Below are 16,399 nucleotides of genomic sequence, written 5' to 3' on the forward strand. Positions count from 1 at the left end.
TCTCGTCGCTCAGGTCTCGTCGCGCTCGGGGCGCGCGGCGCGGGCCAGCAGGTGGGCGACCATCTCGCCCGGAGGCTCGCCGTTCTCGATCACCCGCACCACGGCCTCGACGATCGGCAGCTCGACGCCGTGGGCGCTGCCCAGGGCGCGGATCGCCGTGCAGGACTTGACCCCTTCGGCCACCTGCCGGGTCGACCCGGCGATCTCGGCCACCGACCGACCGCGGCCGAGCTCCTCGCCGAACGACCGGTTGCGCGACAGCGGCGAGCTGCAGGTCGCCACCAGGTCGCCCATGCCGGCCAGGCCGGAGAACGTGTGCGGATCAGCCCCCAGCGCGCGTCCCAGCCGGCTGATCTCAGCCAGCCCGCGGGTGATCACCGACGCGGTGGCGTTGTCGCCGAAGCCGAGCCCGACCGCCATCCCGACCGCCAGCGCGATGACGTTCTTGGTGGCGCCGCCGAGCTCGCACCCGATCACGTCGGTGTTGGTGTAGGGCCGGAACGTCGGCGAGTGGCAGATCTTCTGCACCAGGGCCGCGGTCTCGTGCGCCGTCGAGGCGATCACCGACGCGGCCGGTTGCCGCTCGGCGATCTCGTGCGACAGGTTCGGGCCGGTGAGCACGGCGATCCGCTCGTCGGGCAGCCCGGTGACCTCGGCGACCACCTCGCTCATCCGGCGTCCGGTGCCGAGCTCGATCCCCTTGGCCAGGCTCAGCACCACCGCGGTCTCGGGCAGCCGCCAGCCGGTCAGGTTCTGCCTCAGCGTCTGCGACGGCACGGCCAGCACGACCAGGTCGGCCTCGGCCATCGCCCGTTGCGGGTCGTCGGTCGCGGTCAGCGTCGGGGGCAGCTCGAGGTCGGGGAAGTAGTCGGGGTTGCGGTGCTCGGTGTTCACCGCCCGGCACACCTCGATCCGCCGGGCCCACAGCCGGACGTCGTTGCCGGCGTCGCAGAGGGTCAGCGCGAACGCCGTGCCCCACGACCCCGAACCCATCACCGCGACCCCGCTCACCGGTTCTCCCCCGGCCCGTCCTGGTGACCATGATCACCGGAATCCGTTGTGGGACGGGGATCCGGGACGGTCGCGCCGGCACGCTGGTAGGGCTGGGCGGGTGGGGTGGCTCCGCGCAGCTCGGCCACCAACGCGGTGATCGCGGCGGTGATCCGGTCGGTCGCCTCCCGGGTGACATCATGGGTCAGCGGCCGACCGCGGAGGTCGTCGAGATCGACCGGCGGGCCGGCCGCGACCCGGAGGGTCGGTCGCGGGAGCAGCCGCGGCAGCGTCGGGCGCACCCCGGGCATCACCTGCTGAGCGCCCCACTGCCCCACCGGGACCACGGGAGCACCGGTCTCCAGGGCGATCCGGGCCGCACCGGTCTTGCCGGCCATCGGCCAGAGCTCCGGGTCCCGGGTGATGGTGCCCTCGGGATAGACCACCACGCACTTCCCGGCGCGCACGGCCGCCGCTGCCTGGGTCAGCCCGCGCGCGGAGTCGCGGCTGTTCCGCTCGACCGGGATCTGACCGCACCGGGTGACCACGGTGCGCACCAGCGGCACCTTCCACAGCGACGCCTTGGCCAGGAACCGCGGCCAGCGACCCGACCAGATCAGGAAGTGCGCGAGGGCGAGCGGGTCGAAGTTCGAGAGGTGGTTGGCCACGAGCACCAGACCGCCCGTCGAGGGAACGTTCTGCTGCCCGCGCCAGTCCTGGCGGGTGGTCCGCCTGAGCAGCTGCCCGAGCACCCAGACGATCCGGTAGAGGAACGGCTCGGCCGGTTCGCTGATCACCGACCGGAGCGGCCGGCGGGCCGGGCTGCTGGACATCGGTTCCTCGACTTCTGCTCGGACGGCGCACCACCTGGGTCGTCCCAGGTTAGCGGCGCGGCGGTCGGCGGGCCCCCAGCCGCGGTGCTCTGAGAGGATCGGCGGGTGGCGAGCCCGGGGCATGATCAGCGTCCGGTCGGCCGGCCGCAGGTCGGATCCGTCCTGGCGCTCAAGCCGCTGACCGAGGCCAAGAGCCGGCTCGACCTGCCGGCACCGTTGCGCCGCCGGCTCGCGCTGGCGATGTTCGTCGACACCCTGGCCGCGCACGCCGCGGTGGCCGACCTCACCGTGGTGGTCAGCGACCAACCGGCGCTCCGGACGCTGCTGCGCAGGGCCGGGATCCCCGACACGGTGGCGATCCGGCCCGAGACCGACAACGGGCTCAACCCTGCCTTCGCCCAGGGTGACCACTGGCTCCGCGAGCAGGGCTGCGACGTGGTGGTGGCCGGTGTCGGCGACCTGCCGACGTTGCGACCCGACGACCTCACGGCGGCGATCACCGCGGCCCTCGGGTCAGCGGAGGCGGCGTCGAGCGACAGCGACGCCCTCGGGACCGGGCGCGGGTTCGTCGCGGACGCCTCGGGCGTCGGCACCTCGCTGCTGGTCGCCGTCGCGATCCCCCTGGACCCACGCTTCCAGGGACGCTCGGCCGAAGCGCACGCGGCCAGCGGCGCACGAGCCCTGGTGCCGGTGCTGGACCGGCCGCGGCCGACGCTGCGCCGCGACGTCGACACCGCGACCGACCTGCGCGAGGCGGCCGCCCTCGGTCTCGGCCCGGCGACCCGCGCACTGGTCGACCCCGACAGCGGGGACCTCGGCCGCTGGGAACCGGTGACCGTCGCCGAACCCCGCGCGCACGACGACCGACCCTGGACCGCCGACGACCCGGGGCTGGCGGTGATCACTGCCGGTGGTCACCGGCTCCCGCTGCCGGCGACCGCGCACCCGGACGGCAGCCGGGTGCTGCGTCCGGGACAGCGGCTCGACGCGGTGATCAGCGGCGACCGGGTGCTGGCCACCTGGTGGTGACCCGACCCGAACCCGCGTTCCTTCCAGGACGCGAACCCGGCCCGGACGCGACTCAGCCCGGGCCGAACGGCCCGGGCTGAGCGAGAAGCAGGTCAGCTCTTGCGCGCGGTGCGCTTCGCGGTGGTCTTGGCCGGCGTGGCCTTGGTCGCGGTCTTCTTGGCCGGGCTGGCCTTGGTGGCGGTCGTCTTCTTCGCCGCGGTGGTCTGCGCCGGGCTGGTCTTGGTGGCCGTCTTGCGCGCCGGGGCCTTGGCGGTGCTCTTGGCCGCCGTGGTCTTGGCCGGGGTCGCCTTGGTCGCGGTCTTGCGCGCCGGCGCCTTGGTCGCGGTGGTCTTGGCCGCGCTGGTCTTGGCCGGGGTCGCCTTGGTCGCGGTCTTCTTCGCCGCCGTGGTCTTCGCGGGGGTCGCCTTGGCCGCGGTCCGGGTGGCGGTGGTCTTGGCCGGGGTCGCCTTGGTGGCCGTGGTCTTGGCCGGCGTCGCGGTCTTGGTCGCCGCACTCTTGGTGGCGGTGGTCTTGGCGGCGGTCGTCGGGGCAGGCGCCTTCTTGGTGGCCCGCGGCACCTTCTTCTCGCCGGAGACGAAGGCCTTGAGGTCGGTGCCCGCGCGGAACCGCGGCACCGAGGTCGCCTTGGCCCGCTTGCGTTCCCCGGTCCGGGGGTTGCGCACCATCCGGGCCGAGCGGTGGACCTTCTCGAACACCCCGAAGCCGGTGATCGAGACCTTCTCGCCCCGGGCGGTCTGGTGGGTGATCGTCTCGGTGACGGCGTTGAGGGCCTTGGCCGCCTGGGCTTTGCTGCCGTCGTAGTAACCCGACAGCGCCTCGATCAACTCAGCCTTGTTCACTGCTCCCCTTCTCACGAACGCAATCTCAGCAAGCCTGTCAGGCATCGCGGCAGCCGCAACCTGCGACCACGCGCCCAACGCTAGGCAAACAAGGGCGTCCGAACAATCACCGCAAGCGCGCCACGCCGACGAAATCAACCGATTTCGGCGAATTCGGGACGAGATCGGCCGCAGACGTGGGATTCCGAACTCCTGGGTCCCGCGCTGCGGTCTGCTGCACCGTCCGGGCGTCGTCCCCTTCCGCGGTCAGCCGCTCGCTCGCACGGTCGGGGACGACGGATCCCGGCCGGGATCAGGAGGCGGTGTGCGCCGGCAGCGTCCGGGGCTTGAAGGCCGGGCGTCCAGCCTCGTAGGCGTCGATGTCCTCGGCCCGCCGCAGGGTCAGGCCGATGTCGTCGAGGCCCTCGAGCAGCCGCCACCGGGTGTAGTCGTCGATGTCGAAGATCACGTCGATCTCCCCGCCGGCGAGGATCCGGCGCTCGGCCAGGTCGACGGTGATCTCGGTGGCCGGGTTGGTCTCGATCAGCTTCCAGAGCTGCTCGACCACGTCCTGGGTGACCACCGCGATCAGCAGCCCGGCCTTGCCCGAGTTGCCGCGGAAGATGTCGCCGAACCGCGAGCCGATGACCACCTTGAAGCCGTAGTTCTGCAGCGCCCAGACGGCGTGCTCGCGGGAGGAGCCGGTGCCGAAGTCCGGGCCGGGGACCAAGATCGTCGCCTGCCGGAACTCCGGCTGGTTGAGCACGAAGTCCGGGTCGTTGCGCCAGGCGGCGAACAGCCCGTCCTCGAAACCGCTCTTGGTCACCCGCTTGAGGTAGACGGCCGGGATGATCTGGTCGGTGTCGACGTTGCTGCGCCGCAGCGGCAGCCCGGTCCCGGTGTGGGTGGTGAACTTGTCCATGATCAGCTCCTGATCAGTTCCTGCTGGGTGTGGGAACGCTGGGATCGGGCGGTCAGAGGTCGGCGGGCGCGGCCAGCGTGCCCTTCACCGCGGTGGCCGCGGCGACCAGCGGCGAGACCAGGTGGGTCCGGCCGCCCTTGCCCTGTCGTCCCTCGAAGTTGCGGTTGGAGGTCGAGGCGCTGCGCTCGCCGGGAGCGAGCTGGTCGGGGTTCATGCCCAGACACATCGAGCACCCCGCGGCCCGCCACTCGGCACCGGCCTCCTTGAAGACGATGTCGAGCCCCTCGGCCTCGGCCTGGAGCCGCACCCGCGCCGACCCTGGCACCACGAGCATCCGGACGCTGTCGGCCACCTGGTGGCCCTTGATCACGTCGGCCGCGGCCCGCAGGTCCTCGATCCGGCCGTTGGTGCAGGAGCCCAGGAACACCGTGTCCACGGCGATCCGGCGCATCGGCGTGCCGGCCTCGAGCCCCATGTAGCGCAGGGCGTTGGTCGCGGCGACCCGGTCGGACTCGTCGATGAAGCTGTCCGGGTTGGGCACCGAGGACCCGAGCGGGACGCCCTGGCCGGGATTCGTCCCCCAGGTGACGAAGGGCGTCAGGGTCGAGGCGTCGAGCTCGACCTCGCGGTCGAAGACGGCGTCGTCGTCGGTGCGCAGGGTGCGCCAGTAGTCGACGGCCGCGTCCCAGTCGGCACCCTGAGGCGCGTGCGGACGTCCTTCGAGGTAGGCGAAGGTGGTCTCGTCCGGCGCGATCAGCCCGGCCTTCGCCCCCCACTCGATGCTCATGTTGCAGATGGTCATCCGGCCCTCCATCGAGAGCGCCTCGATGGCCGGCCCGCGGTACTCGACGATGTGGCCCTGGCCGCCGCCGGTGCCGACCTGCGCGATCAGCGCGAGCACGATGTCCTTGGCGGTGACGCCGGCCGGCAGCTCACCGGTGACGTTGACCGCCATGGTCTTCGGCCGGGCCTGCGGCAGCGTCTGGGTGGCGAGCACGTGCTCGACTTCGGAGGTGCCGATCCCGAAGGCGATCGCCCCGAACGCCCCGTGGGTCGAGGTGTGCGAGTCGCCGCAGACCACGGTCAGTCCCGGCTGGGTCAGCCCCAGCTGCGGGCCGATGATGTGGACGATCCCCTGGTCGAGGTCACCGAGGCTGTGGATGCGGATGCCGAACTCCTCGGCGTTGCGACGCAGGGTCTCCACCTGGGTCCGCGACACCGGGTCGGCGATCGGCTTGTCGATGTCGACGGTCGGGGTGTTGTGGTCCTCGGTGGCCAGCGTCAGGTCGGGCCGGCGCACCGGCCGACCGGCCTGCCGGAGGCCGTCGAACGCCTGCGGGCTGGTGACCTCGTGCACCAGGTGCAGGTCGATGTAGAGCAGGTCGGGCGCACCGTGCCCCGCACCCTCGGCGCCACCCTCGGCGCCGGGCACGACGTGCGCGTCCCAGATCTTCTCGCTCAGCGTGCGGCCAGCGGTGCTCGCCATCGTCCCTCGAACCTCTTCCCTCGGTGATCTGTTGTCCTGCCGTGGTCCCGGCCGGTCGCGCGTCCCGGAGCACGGCTCGCGGTGACGCGGACGGCGGGGAGTCGGCCTGCCCCGTGGACTGGAGGGCTGCGCCGTCTCGACCGACGGCCCGGAACTCTGCTCGCCACGGCTGCCGCGGATTTGCCATATCAGCATCCGAGACGGCAATATCAAGGCATGGACAACTCTAGCGGTGTGGGCGTCCTCGACAAAGCCGCCCTCGTGCTCGGTGCGCTCGAGACCGGACCGACGACTCTGGCCGGTCTGGTGTCGGCCACCGGGCTCGCCCGACCGACCGCGCACCGGCTCGCGGTTGCCCTCGAGCACCACCGGCTGGTCAGCCGCGACCTGCAGGGACGGTTCATCCTCGGGCCCCGGCTCGGCGAGCTGGCCTCGGCCGCCGGTGAGGACCGGCTGCTGGCCACAGCCGGCCCGGTGCTGGCACGGCTCCGCGACATCACCGGGGAGTCGGCACAGATGTTCCGCCGGCAGGGCGACTACCGGATCTGCGTGGCCACCGCCGAACGCACCTCGGGGCTGCGCGACTCGGTCCCGGTCGGCACCCAGCTGACCATGACCGCCGGCTCGGCCGCCCAGGTGCTGCTCGCCTGGGAGGAGCCCGACCGGATGCAGCGCGGGCTGCGCGGTTCGCGGTTCTCCGCGGTCGCCCTGGCCGCGGTCCGGCGCCGCGGCTGGGCCCACTCGGTCGGCGAGCGCGAGCCGGGCGTCGCGTCGGTGTCGGCGCCGGTCCGCTCCCCCTCGGGCAAGGTGATCGCCGCGGTCAGCGTCTCCGGACCGATCGAGCGGCTGTCCCGCCAGCCCGGCCGGCTGCACGCTCCGGCCGTGATCGCCGCCGCCGAGAGGCTCACCGAGGTGCTGCGCCGCACCGGCGGCGAGTGACCCTGCGGCCGGTCCGGTCACCCACCGCGGTCCGGCCGGATTGCCGGCGCCGGTAAACCGTCGGCCGGCACCGGCGTTCGGTCCTATCCTCTCAGCGTGTCCCTCACCGACGTCGCCATCGACAAGATCAAACAGATGATCATCGACGGGCGGCTGCAGCCGGGATCGCGGCTGCCCAAGGAGAGTGAGCTCGCCGACGAGCTGGGGATCTCGCGCAGCTCGCTCCGCGAGGCCGTCCGGGCGCTGTCGCTGGTGCGGATCCTCGACGTCCGGCAGGGAGACGGCACCTACGTGACCAGCCTGCGGCCGGAGATCCTGATGGAGGTCATGGGCTTCGTCCTCGACCTGCACGTCGACGCCAGCGTCCTGCACCTGTTCGAGGTCCGCCGGGCTCTCGAACCGATCGCCGCCGAGAAGGCGGCGGTGCAGATGCACCCCGACGAGGCCCGCGGCCTGCTCCGGCTGCTCGACGACGTGGACCCGTCCGCCGACCACCCGGCGGCCGACCCCGCCGCTCCGGCGCCGGACGTCGACGCGCTGGTGGCCAACGACATCGAGTTCCACCGCCGGATCGCCGAGGCGACCGGCAACCCCGTGCTGTGCTCGCTGCTCGAGGGGCTCTCCAGCCGGACCCAGCGGGCGCGGATCTGGCGGGGCCTGACCGACACCGACGCCACCCGGCGGACCCTGCAGGAGCACCGGGCGATCGCCCAGGCGATCATCGACCGGCGTCCGGACGTCGCGCGGTCCTGGTCGACCGTCCACGTCGCCGGGGTGGAGGACTGGATCCGGCGCTCGCTGCCCGCCGACGACGAGGACTGAGCGCCGCCGGAACCCGAGACATCCGACCTCTGTCCCCTCGTGGATCGACCCTTGCGTGCCTCGACCGCTCACGACCCCGGCCGACCGGTCGGCAAACATCCGAGCTTGATAGGGTCATGGCCGCACAGCGGCCCCACCGGGCGGTCGCGGACGAGGAGGGATCGATGAGGATCGCACGGGTCGGACCAGCCGGGCAGGAGCAGGTGGTCGCCGCCGGCTCCGACGGCATCTGGCACCTGATCGAGGGCGACGACGCGGACCTCGCGTTGCGCACCGCGCTCGACCGTCCCGCACTCGACGACCTGCCGGTGATCGAGCAGGTCGACCGGTTCGGCCCGCCGCTCGGACGGATCGGCAAGATCGTCTGCATCGGGCTCAACTACCGCGACCACGCCGCCGAGACCAAGGCGGAGATCCCGGGCGAGCCGATCGTCTTCCTCAAGACCCCGGACACCGTGGTCGGTCCCGACGACGAGGTGCTGATCCCGCGGAAGTCGACCAAGACCGACTGGGAGGTCGAGCTGGCCGTGGTGATCGGGCGCGAGGCGCGCTATCTCGACTCCCCCGAGCAGGCCCTCGACCACGTGCTCGGCTACGCGGTGAGCAACGACGTCTCCGAGCGCGAGTTCCAGATCGAGCGCGGCGGCCAGTGGGACAAGGGCAAGAACTGCGAGACCTTCAACCCGTTCGGGCCGTGGCTGCTGACCGCCGACGAGGTCGCGGACCCGCAGCAGCTCGGGCTCCGGCTCTGGGTCAACGGCAAGCAGTGGCAGAACGGCACCACCGCCGACATGATCTTCGGGGTCGCGCACCTGGTCTGGTACCTCAGCCAGTTCATGGTGCTGCGACCCGGCGACGTGATCAACACCGGCACCCCGGCCGGGGTCGCGCTCGGCCAGCCGGACAAGCCCTACCTGCGGGCGGGCGACGTGGTGGAGCTCGAGATCGACGGTCTCGGCAAGCAGCGACAGACGTTCGGAGCGGCGTGATGAGTCAAGCAACACAGGGAAATCGGCCGCTGGACGGGCTCCGGGCCCTGGTCACCGGCGGCGCGTCGGGCATCGGGCTGGCCACCGCCCGCGAGCTGCTCTGGCAGGGCGCGAGCGTGGCGGTGATCGATGCGGCGCCGAGCGCGCCCGAGGGCGTCGAGCTGGCCGGCTTCGCCTCCGCCGACATCACCGACGACGCGGCCGTGCGGGCCGGCGTCGAGCAGGCGGTCGGTGCGCTCGGCGGGCTGGACATCCTGGTCAACAACGCCGGCATCGGCGCCCAGGGTGGGGTCGAGGACAACGACGACGACGAGTGGCGCCGGGTGCTCGACGTCAACGTGATCGGCATGGTGCGGGTGACCCGCGCCGCGCTGCCCGCGCTCCGCCGGTCCGACCACGGCGCGATCGTCAACACCTGCTCGATCGCCGCCACCGCCGGGCTCCCGCAGCGGGTGCTCTACTCGGCCAGCAAGGGTGCCGTGCTCTCGCTGAGCCAGGCGATGGCCGCCGACCTCGTCGCCGACGGCATCCGGGTCAACACGGTGAACCCGGGCACCGCCGACACCCCGTGGATCGGCCGGCTGCTCGACCGGGCCGACGACCCGGCCGCCGAGCGGACCGCGCTCGAGGCCCGTCAGCCGCACGGCCGGCTGGTCTCGGCCGAGGAGGTCGCCGCGGCGATCGTCTTCCTGGCCTCGCCGGCGTCCGGCTCCACCACCGGCACCTCGCTCGCCGTCGACGGCGGCATGCAGGGCCTCCGGCTGAGGAAGTGAGGGCGTCGTGACCCAGCGGATCGCCACCGTCATCAGACTGCGTCCCGAGAAGGAGGCCGAGTACCGCGAGCTGCACGCCGCGGTCTGGCCCGAGGTGCTGGCCACCCTCAAGCGCGCCAAGATGAGCAACTACTCGATCTTCCTGCGCGACGGTCTGTTGTTCTCCTACCTCGAGTACGACGGTGACGACTACGCGGCCGACTCCGCGCTGATCGCCGCGGACCCCGACACCCAGCGGTGGTGGAAGCTCACCGACCCGTGCCAGCAGCCGGTGGAGAGCGCGGCCGACGGCGAGTGGTGGGCACCGACCGAGGAGGTCTTCCACCTTGACTGAGGTCCGCGCCGCGTGGGCGGCCGGCTGCGGTCGGTCCGGACGGCTCCGGTGAGACGACACCGGCTGGGCCGGACCGCTGTCGAGGTCACCGAGCTCGGCTTCGGGGCCGCCCCGATCGCCAACCTCTACTCCGCGGTCGATCCCGAGACTGCCGAGCGTGCGGTGCGCGCGGCCGCCGAGGCCGGGATCGGCTACTTCGACACCGCCCCGCACTACGGTCTGGGACTGTCCGAACGGCGGCTCGGGGCGGTGTTGTCGACGCTGCCCCGGGACTCGTTCGTGATCTCGACCAAGGTCGGGCGCCTGCTGGTCCCGAACCCGGAGCGGACCGGGTCGGACCTGGAGAGCGGTGGCTTCGACCTGCCCGACGACCTCACCCGGGTGCGCGACTACAGCCGCGACGGGGTCCGTCGCAGCCTCGAGGCGAGCCTGGAGCGGCTCGGACTCGACCGGGTCGACATCGTCTACGTCCACGACCCCGAGGACTCCATGGACCAGGCGGTCGGCGAGGCCGTGCCCGCGCTGGCCGAGCTCCGCGACCAGGGCGTCATCGGGGCGATCGGCGCCGGCATGAACTACGTCGAGCCGCTGACCCGGATCGTGGCCGAGACCGACGTCGACGTGATCATGGTCGCCGGCCGGTGGACGCTGCTCGACCGGAGCGCGGAGTCGCTGGTCGACCGGTGCGCCGAGCGCGGGGTGAGCGTGGTGTCGGCCGCGCCGTTCAACTCGGGCATGCTCGCGCGGACCGAGGTGGCCGACGACGCCACCTTCGACTACAGCCGGGCCGCCCCCGAGCTGATCGGCCGGGCCCGCCGGCTGGCCGCGCTGTGCCGCGAGCACGGCGCAGAGCTGCCGCAGGCGGCGCTCCAGGCCCCGCTGCGGCACCCGGCGGTGGCGGCGGTGGTCGCCGGACTCGGCAACGCCGACGAGGTGGCCGCGGCCGTCGAGCGGATCGAGCGTCCGGTCCCGGACGCGCTGTGGCCGCTGCTCGACCAGGTGGTCGCCCCGGCCTGACCGGGAGGCTCAGAAGCCGACGCCGGAGACCTTGTCGACGGCGATGACCAGCAGCACCCGCTGCTGGTCGCGCCCCCCGTACCAGGCGTACGGGGCGCCGGTGTACTTCTGCGCCAGCGCCTCGATGTGCTCGGCCGCGCCGTCGGTGCGGGTCTCGACCACCCGGCCGCGGACCTGCAGGTAGCGGACCGGATGCTCGGGGTCGGCGACGGCCACCGCGACCCGCGGGTCGCGCTCGACGTTGCGGAGTTTCTGGAACCCGGCGACGGTGTTGATCAGCACGTGCTCGCCGTCGGTGTCGGCCCAGGTCTCGGTGAGCTGGGGCGACCCGTCGGGCATGGTCGTCGCGATGAAGCAGAGCGCGCGGCCGCGGAGCAGCGCATGGAGGTCGTCGGTCACCACCCCAGTCTGCCCAGCCAGGTCGGGTGGAGCGTCAGGGGCCTCTCCCGGGGTCGAGCACCCGACACCCGCGAGGATGCATCACACCGGTGATACGGTTGAGCGATGGCCGTCACGACCGCGAGGACCCAGCAGATCAGCATCCGCCTCCCGCACGAGGCGATCGCCTACCTCGACACTCACGGCAACCGCTCGGCCTTCATCGCGAAACTCATCCGCCGAGCGCAACGCGCCGAGCAGGCCCGCCAAGAGGCGGACGAGATGCTGGCCGCCGGCGACGACGGTGACATCGGCATCGATCCCGATTGGCTGGCTCGGAACGCCGCCCGGACGCTGCAGGGCTTGGATTGAGGCCCATCTGGCTGGTCCAGCTCGACGAGGTCCGGCCCGCACTCCTGCTGACGCGCCAGGAGGCTCTGCGCTATCTCGCGTCGGTCACCGTCGCCCCGATCACCTCGACGGTCCGGAACAAGCGCTTCGAGGTGCCGGTCGGCCCGGGCAACGGGCTCGACCACGACTCGGTGATCAACCTCGACACGGTCACGAGCGTGCCAGTCGGCGCGCTGATCCGGGAGATCGGCGTGATCTCCGAGGACCAGGAGGACGAACTGGTTGAGGCGTTGGCGTTCTGCTGGGGACTCGCCGTCTGAGCCACTGCCCCCGGACGCACGAAACCCCTGGTCGGAGATCCGACCAGAGGTTTCACTCGGTAGCCCCGACGGGATTCGAACCCGCGCTACTGCCTTGAGAGGGCAGCGTGCTAGGCCGCTACACAACGGGGCCCTAGCGTCGTCCGGTCACCCGGACGGACTGCGGAAGCCTAACAACTGCATCCGGGAGGCACGAAATCGTGCTCAGCCAGCGCGGAGGAGCTTCCGTCGCTGGGGTACTAGGACTCGAACCTAGACTAACTGAACCAGAATCAGTCGGGCTGCCAATTACCCCATACCCCATCGCCACCGGCGCGCGAACGCCGTGGGCAACGACGCTGAACATTACCGGACGAGACCGCCCGTCCCCAAACCGGCGCCGACACGGGTCTGCAGCCCCATCCGCCGGCCGACCAGCCAGGCCAGCGCCGCGAACAGCGCGAAGCTGCCCACGTCGGCGGCCGCGTTGAGCCAGCTGATCGTGGAGATGGCGTGCACGGCCGCGATGCTGCCGGTCAGCCCGGCCAGCGTGAAGGCCAGCACGTTGTTCACCACGTGCGCCGCGATACCGGCCTCCAGCCCCCCGGTGAGCCGCACCAGCAGCGCCGCCAGCAGGCCGAAGCCGAGCCGATCGACGAACAGGGCCGGGCTCTGGATGCCGTGGAAGATCGCGAACACCACCGACGAGGCGACGATCGCGAACCACGGGTTGGCGACCAGGCTGCCGAAGACCTGGAGCAGGTAGCCGCGGAAGAAGTACTCCTCGGCCAGCGCCTGGACCGGCGAGGTCAGCAGGATGACCACCAGGAAGCCGGCGAAGCCCGGCTGCGGCCGGAACACGGTCGGGCCGGAGGCGAACAGGGTGAGCGCGGTCACCCCCCCGATGGCCAGCAGGGCCACCAGCAGGCACGGCGCCAGGTAGCCCCAGCGGAGCCGGGGCCGGACCGATGACAGCCAACGCGGCCGGACCCGATGGACGAACCCCACCAGGAACATCGAGATCGGGATCAGCGTGGCGATGGCCAGGTTCTGGGCGAGCATCCCGCTGGGCCGCTCGAAGGCGATCGCCTGCGCGAAGAAGGTCCGGTAGGCCGGCGGCTCGGCGACCAGGTCGACGACACCGAAGCTGACCAGCACGACCAGCTGGATGATCACCGCGGGCAGGATGGCGTAGAAGGCCAGGGCCAGGGCCAGGCCCCCGATGGACCGCCGCCAGTCCCGCCCCGAGGTCCGCAGCACCTGCGGGTAGAGCGCGCCCTCGGGCGGCTGCTGCTCGCTGCCGAGCAGCTCCTCACCCGGGATCGCCGCACCGGCCGTCCGTGCGGGCGACGGCGTCCGGGCGGCCTGACTCCCCCCACGGCTGGTCGGACGCGGCGGCGCAGCCGGGTTGCCCGACCGGCGCGAGCCCGGACGTCGCTTCTTGCTCATCGCACCTCTCGGCTCAGCCGATCGCGGCGCGGGCCGCGCGGATCCGGGTCAGCGCCGACTCCCGGCCGAGCAGCTCGATCGACTCGAACAGCGGCGGCGAGATCCGCCGCCCGCTGACCGCCGCCCGGACGGGGCCGAACGCGTTCCGCGGCTTGAGCCCGAGCCCGTCGACGAGGGCCGCCCGCAGCGCCGCCTCGATCGCGGCGTGGTCGAACGGCTCCACCGTGGCCACCGCCTGCTCGGCCGCGGCGAGCACCGGCTCGGCGTCGGGCTTGAGCCCCGCGTCCGCGGAGATCACCAGGGCGTCGTCGTCGACGAAGAGGAAGGCCAGCAGGTCGACCGCGTCGCCCAGGGTGTTGATCCGCTCCTGGACCAGCGGCGTCGCGGCGGCCAGCAGCTCGGTCTGGGCCGGGGTCGGCGGGTCGGCCACCACCCCGGCGTCCACCAGGTAGGGCATCAGCCGGGTGGTCAGCTCGGGCGTCGGGAGCAGCCGGATGTGCGCGGCGTTGATCGCCTCGCACTTCTTCGGGTCGAACCGCGCCGGGTTCGGGTTGACCCGGCGGATGTCGAAGGCGGCGGCCAGCTCGTCGGGGCTGAACACGTCGCGGTCCTCGGCGATCGACCAGCCCAGCAGCGCCAGGTAGTTGAGCAGCCCCTCGGGCAGGTAGCCCTGCTGGCGGTACTCGAGCAGCCCGGAGCCCTTGTCCCGCTTGGACAGCCGCCGGTTGCCCTCCCCCATGACCAGCGGCAGGTGACCGAACACCGGCACCCGTCCGCTCCCGATCCCGAGCCGGGCCAGCGCCTCGTACATGACGATCTGCCGCGGGGTCGAGGGCAGCAGGTCCTCGCCGCGGAGCACGTGGGTGATCCGCATCAACGCGTCGTCGACCGGGTTGACCAGGGTGTAGAGCGGCTCGCCGTTGGTGCGGACGATGACGTAGTCCGGGACGTGGGTGCCCTCGAAGACCACCTCGCCGCGGACCAGGTCGGTGAAGGCGATCGAGTCGTCGCGGACCCGCATCCGGATCACCGCGGGGATGTGCGCCCGCAGCTTGGTCTCGACCTCGTCGGCGGGCAGGTGCCGGCAGTGCCCGTCGTAGCCCGACGGCGCGCCCTGCGGCCGGGCCGTCTCCCGCTCCTCGATCTCCTCGCGGGTGCAGAAGCAGCGATAGGCGAGGTCGGCGGCCAGCAGCCGCTCGACCACGTCGGTGTGGATCGCCGTGCGCTCCGACTGGATGTACGGGCCGTAGTCGCCGCCCTGCACCGGGCCCTCGTCGGGGTCGAGCCCGAGCCAGGAGAGCGAGTCGAGCAGGTTCTGCAGCCCGTCCTCGGTGTTCCGGGCCTTGTCGGTGTCCTCGACGCGGAGCACCATCGTGCCGCCGAAGTGCCGCGCGAACGCCCAGTTGAACAGCGCGCTGCGGACGTTGCCGACGTGCAGGTTCCCGGTGGGCGACGGGGGGAACCGGACCCGGACGTCGGCAGGGGCCACGCCGCCGAGCACCGCGTCGAGATCGGTGGGGGCGGCGCTGGCGTCGATGGTCGGGGCAGGCTCGGTCACGACGGACCACTGTAGTAGCCGAGGCTCGGCCGGGCCGACTCGCTTTCAGCGCCCCCTCGGACCGTCCCGGGCCGAGAAACCGGTGGCCCGGACCGGCGTCCGCGGGGCAGGCTGGCCGGGTGACCGAGGTGCCGCTGCCGCTGACCGTCCGTGACCTCACCGCCGACGACCTGCCGGTCTGCGGCTGGGCCGGCTCCGGCGTCCCCCGGGGCCTCGACCGGGCCGCCCGCGGTGAGGCGGACTACCTCGTGGTCTGCGGACCGTCCGGTCTCCCGCTGGCCACCGGCGGGGTCGACTGGACCAAGCACCCCGACGCCGGCGAGCTCTACCAGCTGCACGTGCACGAGCTGGTCCGCTCGGCCGGTGTCGGCACCGTGCTGATCGCCGCCCTCGAGCAGCGGATCCGGGACCGCGGCCGCGACCGGGCCGAGCTGGGGGTCGACGTCCAGGAACCGCGGCCGCAGCGGCTCTACGAGCGGCTCGGCTACACCGCCTACGGCAGCGAGCAGGTGGGCTGGGACCAGCTGCAGCCCGACGGCAGCCACCGGCCGTACACCACGACCGCGACGCTGCTGCGCAAGCCGCTGCGCTGAACGCGGATCACTCCGCGGCGATCACCGGGTTGCTGAGCTCGCCGACGCCGTCGATCTCGATGCTGACCTCGTCCCCGGGCTTCAGCGGCCCCACCCCGGACGGCGTCCCGGTGAGGATGAGGTCACCGGGGAGCAGCGTGGTGTAGCTGCTGACGAAGGCGATCAGCTCGGGGATCTTGATCAGCATGTCGGCGGTGGTGCCGTCCTGCTTGAGCTCGCCGTTGACCCGCGTGGTGATCGAGAGGTCGGCCACCTCCTCGAGGGTCAGGTGGGTGACCATCCAGGGGCCCAGCGGGCAGAAGGTGTCGCTGCCCTTGGCCCGGCTCCACTGGCCGTCCGACTTCTGCCAGTCGCGCGCGGTGACGTCGTTGGCCACCGTGTAGCCGAAGATCACGTCCTGGGCCCGCTCGACCGGGACCTCCTTGGCGATCCGGCCGATCACCACCGCGAGCTCGCCCTCGAAGCTCACCTGGTCGGTGCCGTCCGGGTGCACGATGGCCTCCCCCGGGCCGATCACCGAGGTGTTCGGCTTGAAGAAGGTGAGCGGGGTCTCGGGCACCGCGTTGCCGAGCTCGGCGGCGTGGGCGGCGTAGTTCCGGCCGATCCCGATCACCTTGCTCCGCGGGATCACCGGGGCCAGCAGCCGGACGTCGGCCAGCGGGTGACGCTGACCGGTGAACTGCACCGGGGTGGCCAGCGGGTCACCGGTCACCACCGAGACGGTGTCCGGGTGGTCTCCCTGGTCGACGGCGAGCTCGACGATGCCGTACTGGGGGTCCGATCCGGTCGAGAAACGGGCGATGCGCATGCCGCGAGGTT

The 16,399-nt window shown here is 72.4% G+C and carries 19 protein-coding genes and 2 tRNA genes; 10 read left to right on the forward strand and 11 right to left on the reverse strand.

Going from position 1 to position 16,399, the window contains the following annotated elements:
- Window positions 1-9: 9 nt before the first annotated feature.
- Both FHX74_RS15280 and FHX74_RS15285 read right to left on the reverse strand, forming a co-directional pair.
- A complete protein-coding gene (locus FHX74_RS15280; RefSeq protein WP_182561068.1) occupies window positions 10-1,011 on the reverse strand; it encodes an NAD(P)H-dependent glycerol-3-phosphate dehydrogenase in 1,002 nt (333 codons plus the stop codon).
- Window positions 1,008-1,823 (reverse strand): lysophospholipid acyltransferase family protein, encoded by an 816-nt coding sequence (locus FHX74_RS15285; RefSeq protein ID WP_182561069.1) that lies wholly within the window; start codon window positions 1,821-1,823, stop codon window positions 1,008-1,010. Before FHX74_RS15285 ends, FHX74_RS15280 begins: the two co-directional genes overlap by 4 nt.
- A 105-nt stretch (window positions 1,824-1,928) precedes the next feature.
- On the opposite strand from FHX74_RS15285, the gene FHX74_RS15290 reads away from it, so the two are divergent.
- A complete protein-coding gene (locus FHX74_RS15290; RefSeq protein ID WP_220484051.1) occupies window positions 1,929-2,852 on the forward strand; it encodes a hypothetical protein in 924 nt (307 codons plus the stop codon).
- Window positions 2,853-2,944: 92 nt separating this feature from the next.
- Here FHX74_RS15290 and FHX74_RS15295 read toward each other — a convergent pair whose 3' ends face one another.
- The 3 genes from FHX74_RS15295 to leuC form a co-directional block, all read right to left on the reverse strand.
- Entirely contained in the window at window positions 2,945-3,691 is a 747-nt protein-coding gene (locus tag FHX74_RS15295) for an HU family DNA-binding protein (RefSeq protein ID WP_182561070.1), read from the reverse strand.
- A 292-nt stretch (window positions 3,692-3,983) separates the two neighbouring features.
- Window positions 3,984-4,592: a 3-isopropylmalate dehydratase small subunit gene (gene leuD / locus FHX74_RS15300; RefSeq protein WP_182561071.1), complete on the reverse strand. Its 609-nt coding sequence runs from the start codon at window positions 4,590-4,592 to the stop codon at window positions 3,984-3,986.
- A 52-nt stretch (window positions 4,593-4,644) separates the two neighbouring features.
- Window positions 4,645-6,078, reverse strand: coding sequence for a 3-isopropylmalate dehydratase large subunit (gene leuC / locus FHX74_RS15305; RefSeq protein ID WP_182561072.1), 1,434 nt, complete (start codon window positions 6,076-6,078; stop codon window positions 4,645-4,647).
- A gap of 216 nt (window positions 6,079-6,294) precedes the next feature.
- Between leuC and FHX74_RS15310 the strand changes: the two genes are divergently transcribed.
- The 6 genes from FHX74_RS15310 to FHX74_RS15335 all read left to right on the forward strand — a co-directional run bounded on the left by FHX74_RS15310 (window position 6,295) and on the right by FHX74_RS15335 (window position 10,952).
- Entirely contained in the window at window positions 6,295-7,017 is a 723-nt protein-coding gene (locus FHX74_RS15310) for an IclR family transcriptional regulator (RefSeq protein WP_182561073.1), read from the forward strand.
- 96 nt (window positions 7,018-7,113) lie between these two features.
- Window positions 7,114-7,839, forward strand: coding sequence for a FadR/GntR family transcriptional regulator (locus FHX74_RS15315; protein ID WP_182561074.1), 726 nt, complete (start codon window positions 7,114-7,116; stop codon window positions 7,837-7,839).
- A gap of 164 nt (window positions 7,840-8,003) precedes the next feature.
- Window positions 8,004-8,828, forward strand: coding sequence for a fumarylacetoacetate hydrolase family protein (locus tag FHX74_RS15320; RefSeq protein WP_182561075.1), 825 nt, complete (start codon window positions 8,004-8,006; stop codon window positions 8,826-8,828).
- Window positions 8,828-9,601 (forward strand): SDR family NAD(P)-dependent oxidoreductase, encoded by a 774-nt coding sequence (locus FHX74_RS15325; RefSeq protein ID WP_182561076.1) that lies wholly within the window; start codon window positions 8,828-8,830, stop codon window positions 9,599-9,601. Before FHX74_RS15320 ends, FHX74_RS15325 begins: the two co-directional genes overlap by 1 nt.
- Window positions 9,602-9,608: 7 nt before the next feature.
- On the forward strand, window positions 9,609-9,935 hold the full coding sequence (locus tag FHX74_RS15330; RefSeq protein WP_182561077.1) for an L-rhamnose mutarotase: 327 nt from the start codon (window positions 9,609-9,611) through the stop codon (window positions 9,933-9,935).
- A gap of 48 nt (window positions 9,936-9,983) precedes the next feature.
- The gene (locus FHX74_RS15335; protein WP_182561078.1) at window positions 9,984-10,952 is read left to right on the forward strand and encodes an aldo/keto reductase; all 969 of its coding nucleotides are present in this window, start codon (window positions 9,984-9,986) and stop codon (window positions 10,950-10,952) included.
- 9 nt (window positions 10,953-10,961) lie between these two features.
- Here the strand turns inward: FHX74_RS15335 and FHX74_RS15340 are convergent, their stop codons facing one another.
- Window positions 10,962-11,351 (reverse strand): PPOX class F420-dependent oxidoreductase, encoded by a 390-nt coding sequence (locus FHX74_RS15340; RefSeq protein WP_220484053.1) that lies wholly within the window; start codon window positions 11,349-11,351, stop codon window positions 10,962-10,964.
- 105 nt (window positions 11,352-11,456) lie between these two features.
- Between FHX74_RS15340 and FHX74_RS15345 the strand changes: the two genes are divergently transcribed.
- Both FHX74_RS15345 and FHX74_RS15350 read left to right on the forward strand, forming a co-directional pair.
- Window positions 11,457-11,702, forward strand: coding sequence for a hypothetical protein (locus tag FHX74_RS15345; RefSeq protein ID WP_182561080.1), 246 nt, complete (start codon window positions 11,457-11,459; stop codon window positions 11,700-11,702).
- The gene (locus FHX74_RS15350; RefSeq protein WP_182561081.1) at window positions 11,699-12,001 is read left to right on the forward strand and encodes a type II toxin-antitoxin system PemK/MazF family toxin; all 303 of its coding nucleotides are present in this window, start codon (window positions 11,699-11,701) and stop codon (window positions 11,999-12,001) included. Before FHX74_RS15345 ends, FHX74_RS15350 begins: the two co-directional genes overlap by 4 nt.
- 60 nt (window positions 12,002-12,061) lie before the next feature.
- On the opposite strand, the gene FHX74_RS15355 is transcribed toward FHX74_RS15350, so the two are convergent.
- The 4 genes from FHX74_RS15355 to gltX all read right to left on the reverse strand — a co-directional run bounded on the left by FHX74_RS15355 (window position 12,062) and on the right by gltX (window position 14,987).
- Window positions 12,062-12,134 (reverse strand) — tRNA-Glu (locus tag FHX74_RS15355).
- A 98-nt stretch (window positions 12,135-12,232) separates the two neighbouring features.
- Window positions 12,233-12,304 (reverse strand) — tRNA-Gln (locus FHX74_RS15360).
- Between the two features lie 42 nt (window positions 12,305-12,346).
- A complete protein-coding gene (locus FHX74_RS15365) occupies window positions 12,347-13,429 on the reverse strand; it encodes a CPBP family intramembrane glutamic endopeptidase (RefSeq protein WP_182561082.1) in 1,083 nt (360 codons plus the stop codon).
- A gap of 13 nt (window positions 13,430-13,442) precedes the next feature.
- Window positions 13,443-14,987, reverse strand: a complete 1,545-nt coding sequence (gltX, locus tag FHX74_RS15370; RefSeq protein WP_456238309.1) for a glutamate--tRNA ligase — start codon at window positions 14,985-14,987, stop codon at window positions 13,443-13,445.
- Between the two features lie 119 nt (window positions 14,988-15,106).
- Here gltX and FHX74_RS15375 point away from each other — a divergent pair, with 119 nt between their 5' ends.
- A complete protein-coding gene (locus tag FHX74_RS15375; protein ID WP_182561083.1) occupies window positions 15,107-15,580 on the forward strand; it encodes a GNAT family N-acetyltransferase in 474 nt (157 codons plus the stop codon).
- A gap of 7 nt (window positions 15,581-15,587) precedes the next feature.
- Here the strand turns inward: FHX74_RS15375 and FHX74_RS15380 are convergent, their stop codons facing one another.
- On the reverse strand, window positions 15,588-16,388 hold the full coding sequence (locus tag FHX74_RS15380; protein WP_182561084.1) for a fumarylacetoacetate hydrolase family protein: 801 nt from the start codon (window positions 16,386-16,388) through the stop codon (window positions 15,588-15,590).
- Window positions 16,389-16,399 lie beyond the last annotated feature (11 nt).

Source organism: Microlunatus kandeliicorticis, assembly GCF_014137855.1.
Lineage (GTDB): Bacteria > Actinomycetota > Actinomycetes > Propionibacteriales > Propionibacteriaceae > Microlunatus > Microlunatus kandeliicorticis.